4 protein-coding genes are annotated in these 4827 nt (G+C 73.3%); 3 read left to right on the plus strand and 1 reads right to left on the minus strand.

Features of this window, described 5'->3' with window-relative positions:
• On the minus strand, positions 1–1206 hold a 1206-nt coding region (locus tag ACTIDRAF_RS0222055), incomplete at its 3' end, for an alpha/beta fold hydrolase (protein WP_016700879.1).
• A gap of 268 nt (positions 1207–1474) precedes the next feature.
• Between ACTIDRAF_RS0222055 and ACTIDRAF_RS0222060 the strand changes: the two genes are divergently transcribed.
• From ACTIDRAF_RS0222060 to ACTIDRAF_RS0222070, 3 genes are read left to right on the plus strand one after another with little or no spacing between them, the layout of a single operon-like run.
• Positions 1475–2914: a GuaB1 family IMP dehydrogenase-related protein gene (locus ACTIDRAF_RS0222060; RefSeq protein WP_016700880.1), complete on the plus strand. Its 1440-nt coding sequence runs from the start codon at positions 1475–1477 to the stop codon at positions 2912–2914.
• Positions 2915–2968: 54 nt separating this feature from the next.
• Positions 2969–4006 (plus strand): ABC transporter ATP-binding protein, encoded by a 1038-nt coding sequence (locus ACTIDRAF_RS0222065; RefSeq protein ID WP_016700881.1) that lies wholly within the window; start codon positions 2969–2971, stop codon positions 4004–4006.
• On the plus strand, positions 4003–4821 hold the full coding sequence (locus ACTIDRAF_RS0222070) for an ABC transporter permease (RefSeq protein ID WP_016700882.1): 819 nt from the start codon (positions 4003–4005) through the stop codon (positions 4819–4821). The genes ACTIDRAF_RS0222065 and ACTIDRAF_RS0222070 overlap by 4 nt, the downstream gene beginning before the upstream one ends.
• Positions 4822–4827 lie beyond the last annotated feature (6 nt).

The following is a 4827-nucleotide window of genomic DNA, read 5'->3' on the forward strand; positions in this document are numbered from 1 at the left end:
GCCCGCGCACCCGCTGGTGAACTCCGAGAACTCGGTGTACCGCCACAGGACGGGGGCGAGCTCGCGGAGCGCCCGTGCCTGTTCCCGCATCGCGGCGTAGCTCGGGGTGCCGGTGGTGAAGTCGTGGCAGCCGACGATGCGGTAGGCCGGGTAGCCGGGGCTGACGAACATGGTGGCCGCGGCCAGGGAGGCGGCGTCGGGTTCGTCGGGGTCCAGGGCCTCGGCCAGTGCCACGGCGAGCGCCGGCCACAGGTCGCGCAGGTTCAGGTGGCCGTAGATCCCCGCCGTCACCTCCACGGCGGTGGCGGCCCGGCCGGCGTCGGAGTTCCACACCCCGGACTCCTCGGCGGTGTCGAGGAGCAGCCGGACCTCCTCCACGACCTCGCGGTCCCGGAGCACGCAGTCCGAGGAGCCCGCGCACCAGTCGGCGAAGCGGCCCAACGCGTCCTCGGTGGCCACCGCCTCGTCCCTGGCGGCGGTGAACGGGTCGAGGCCGTGGTCGATGGCGCCGTCCAGCACCATCGCCCGCACCCGCTCGGGGTACAGCTCCGCGTAGAGCAGCCCGATCTCCGTGCCGTAGGAGAGGCCGAGCCAGGAGATCCGCTCCTCGCCCAGGGCCGCTCGGATCGCGTCGACGTCCCTGGCGACGCTGACGGTGTCCATGTGGTCGACCAGCCGCCCGGACTCGGCGCGGCAGCTCAGGCCGACCTTCCTGTTGTGCCGGAGCAGCTCGGCGTACTCGGCCACGTTGGCGGGATGGGGGCTGACGGTGTGGTCGTGCGGCTCGCGGGCGCAGCTGGCTGGTGTGCTGTCGCCCACTCCTCTCGGGTCGAAACCGACCAGGTCGAAGTGCTCGCGCAGGGGGAGGAACTCGGGGGTCCCCAACGCCATTCCGCCGTACTGGACCACCTGGACGCCGGAGCCGCCGGGGCCACCCGGGTTCACCAGCAGCGCTCCGACCCGGTCGTCCTCCTCCCTCGCGGGCAGCCGGTTGAGCGCGAGGTCGATGGTCCCGGCCTCCGGGCGCGCCCAGTCCAGGGGGACCGTGAGCGTGGCGCACTCCAGGTCCGGTGGGGTGTGCTCCGTCGCGCAGGCCGACCAGGCGACGGGTTCGGCGGTCGGGGTGCCCCGGGTGGACGGGTCGGCGGTGGCCGCGGCGGGCAGGAGCGCCGTGACGAGCCCGGCGAGAGCGAGTGCCAGCGGCACCGGGTGACGGCGGGGGCTTCGGAACCGTGCTCGGTCATCGTGTTCGGGGTGGTGATCTCGTGTCACGCGCAGACCCTCCCGCCCGCGCACGCCGGGCGGTATCCGGAACAGCCCCGAGAACACCCCGGCCCGGTCCCTGGCGGTGTCAGGGTCCGGCGCTGCACCCCGCCCGCCGCCACCCCGGCGGCGCGGTGCTGGCCGCGTCGCGGGCCCGGCTCCGCTCATCGCGCACCTGCTTTTTCCGGCGTTGTCCCCGTACGCTTCGACGGTGCGGTTTCTCGACGGACAACACCCCAGTCACGACCTGACCTACGACGACGTCTTCCTGGTGCCCAACCGGTCCGACGTGGAGTCCCGGTTCGACGTGGACCTGTCCACCGGCGACGGCACGGGCACCACGCTGCCCGTCGTCGTGGCCAACATGACGGCCGTGGCCGGGCGGCGGATGGCGGAGACCGTCGCCCGGCGTGGCGGCCTGGTGGTCCTGCCGCAGGACGTGGCCCCGGAGGCGGTCGGCGAGATCGTCGGCTGGGTCAAGCGCCGGGACACGGTGTGGGACACCCCGCTGGTGCTCCGGGCCGGTGACGCCGTCGCGGACGCGATCAACCTGCTGCCCAAACGCGCCCACGGCCTGGTGGTCGTCGTGGACGAGGAGAACCGCCCGATCGGAACGGTGGACGAGGCGGCCTGCGCCGAGGTCGACCGGTTCACCCGGGTGGGCCAGGTGGCCGACGACGAGATCGTGGTCGTCCCGATCGACACCCCGCCCCGCGAGGTCTTCCACCGGCTGCACGGTCGGGCAGCGGAAGCCGCGCTGGCCGTGGACGCCGACGGGAGGCTGGCGGGGGTCCTCACCGCGAAGGCGGCGCTGCGCTCGGAGATCTACCGGCCGGCGCTGGACGGCCAGGGCCGGTTGCGGGTCGCCGCGGCGGTCGGCGTGAACGGGGACGTCGCCGCGAAGGCCGCCGCCCTCCTGGAGTCGGGTGTGGACGCGCTCGTCGTGGACACCGCGCACGGGCACCAGGAGAAGATGATCACCGCCCTGCGCGCGGTCCGTGCGCTGAGCCCGTCGGTGCCCGTGGTGGGCGGGAACGTGGTGACGGCGGCCGGCGTCCGCGATCTCGCCGAGGCGGGGGCGGACATCATCAAGGTCGGGGTCGGGCCGGGTGCGATGTGCACGACGCGGATGATGACCGGCGTCGGCCGCCCGCAGTTCTCCGCCGTCGCGGAGTGCGTGGCGGCCGCGACCGAACTCGGCCGGCACGTCTGGGCCGACGGCGGCGTGCGCCACCCCCGGGACGTCGCCCTGGCGTTGGCCGCCGGGGCGTCCTCGGTGATGGTGGGCTCCTGGTTCGCCGGGACCTACGAATCACCCGGCGACCTGCGCTACGACGAGACCGGGCGCGCCTACAAGGAGTCGTTCGGAATGGCCTCCAAGCGGGCGGTCACCGCTCGGACCCGCAGCGACGACGCCTTCGAACGGGCCAGGAAGGGTCTGTTCGAGGAGGGCATCTCCAGCTCCCGGATGCTGCTGCAACCCCGGCGGGAGAGCGTCGAGGACCTGCTCGACGCCATCAGTTCCGGTGTCCGTTCCGCCTGCACCTACGCCGGCGCGCGCACGCTGCCCGAGTTCCACGAGCGAGCCCTGCTGGGGGTGCAGTCGGCCGCCGGTTTCGCCGAGGGCCGCCCGCTGCCCGCCGGTTGGTGAGCGGGGCCGGCCGCAGCGGTCGCCGAGCCGGGGGCACCGCCATACCCTGACGGGATGGGCAACGCGGTCGAGGTCGTTGACCTGGTCAAACAGTACCGTCGGCGGCCCACCAGGGCCGTCGACGGACTGGGGTTCACCGTGGAGCAGGGTGAGGTGTTCGGCCTGCTCGGGCCCAACGGCGCGGGTAAGACCACCACCGTGGGTGTCCTGACCACGCGGGTGCTCCCGACCTCCGGCCGCGCCCAGGTCGAGGGGGTGGACGTGGTCCGCTCCCCCGAACGCGCGAGACAGCTGTTCGCGGTCGTCCCCCAGCGGGTCAACCTCGACCGGTCCCTCAACGTTCGGCAGAACCTGCTGTTCCACGCCACCTACCACGGCGTCCCCCGGGCCAGGAGGAACCGGCTGGCCGACGAGCTGCTGGAACGGATGGGGCTGGCCGACCACCGTCGCGGCCTGGTCGACAAGCTGTCCGGCGGCCAGTCCCAGCGGCTGATGATCGCCCGTGCCCTCATGCACGAACCCCGGGTGATGTTCCTCGACGAACCGTCCACCGGGCTGGACCCCCAGGCTCGGCTGTTCGTGCACGACAGGGTGCTGGGTCTGCGAGGGCAGGGCGTGACGGTGGTGCTCACCACCCACGACATGGCCGAGGCCGCGAAGCTCTGCGACCGGGTGGGCATCGTCGACCACGGTCGCCTGCTGGCGCTGGACACCCCGGTGGGCCTGACGGCCTCCCTGCCCGGCAGCAACACCCTGACGCTGGTGGTGGAACCGGGACGGTCCACGCCCGGGGAGCTGGTGACCAGGGTGTCCCGGGTGCCGGCGGTGCTCCGGGTCGAGCACGTCGACCGGGGACGCGACGGGGGTGGCGCGGCGGCGGGTCGTGGTCGCGGCGCCGCGCCGCCGGCCCCGGGGGGCGTGGAGGACCGGACGTGCGCGCTGCGCGTCTACCTCGACGCCAACCCGACGGGCGTGCTCCCACCGGTGCTGGGTGCGGTGGCCGAGGCCGGGGGCGAGGTGTCGGACGTCTCGATCGGGCGAGGCACGCTGGAGGACGTGTTCATCCAGCTGACCGGTCGGGAGCTGCGGTGACCGCCCCGGTGGGCGGGTCGGCGACCGCACTGGCCGGCCGGTACCGGGTCGCGCTGCGGACCTTCCTGGCCGTGCTCTGGCGGGACGTGTTCGTCACCGGCCGCGAGCTGCCCTCCTTCCTCGCCCAGGTCCTCATCCAGCCCTTCTTCCTGCTGTTCATCTTCGGCAAGGTGCTCGCCGACCTCGGTTACGTGCAGGATGACTACGTCCAGGTCCTGTTGCCCGGCATCGTCGCGCTCAACGGTTTCCTCGGCGCGTTCCAGAACACCGCGCTGCCGCTGGTGCTGGACTTCAGCTTCTCCAAGGAGATCGAGGACCGGCTGCTCGCTCCGATGCCCGTCGCCCTCGTCGCGATGGAGAAGATCGTGTTCGGGGCGCTGCGCGGGCTGGTGGCGGCGCTGCTGATGATCCCGGTCGGGGCCTTGGTGCTGGGCGGGATCTCGTGGCGGGCCAGCGGCCTGCCGGTGGCGATCGTCGTGCTGGTGCTCGGCGCGCTCGCCGGTGCCTCCCTGGGCCTCGTCATGGGGACGGCGGTGCCGCCGAGGCGGATCAACGTGCTCTTCGCGGTGGTGCTGACCCCGCTGATCTTCACCGGAGCCACGCAGTTCCCGTGGCCCTCCCTGGACCGGCTGCCGTGGTTCCAGTGGATCTGCGTGCTCAACCCCCTGACCTACGCGAGCGAGGGGATGCGGGCGGAGCTGGCCCCGGAGGTGCCGCACATTCCGCTCGCGGTCTGCCTGCCGGTGCTCGCCCTGTCCTGTCTCCTCTTCGGGGCGTTGGGGGTCGCCGGGTTCCGGCGGCGGGCGCTGGACTGAGCGCCC

Source organism: Actinoalloteichus spitiensis RMV-1378 (assembly GCF_000239155.1).
Classification (GTDB): Bacteria; Actinomycetota; Actinomycetes; order Mycobacteriales; family Pseudonocardiaceae; genus Actinoalloteichus_B; species Actinoalloteichus_B spitiensis.

Bases quoted from the DNA above. Each gene is read 5' to 3' on its own strand.
- ACTIDRAF_RS0222065 (WP_016700881.1), top strand. From the start codon at position 2,969: ATGGGCAACGCGGTCGAGGTCGTTGACCTGGTCAAACAGTACCGTCGG.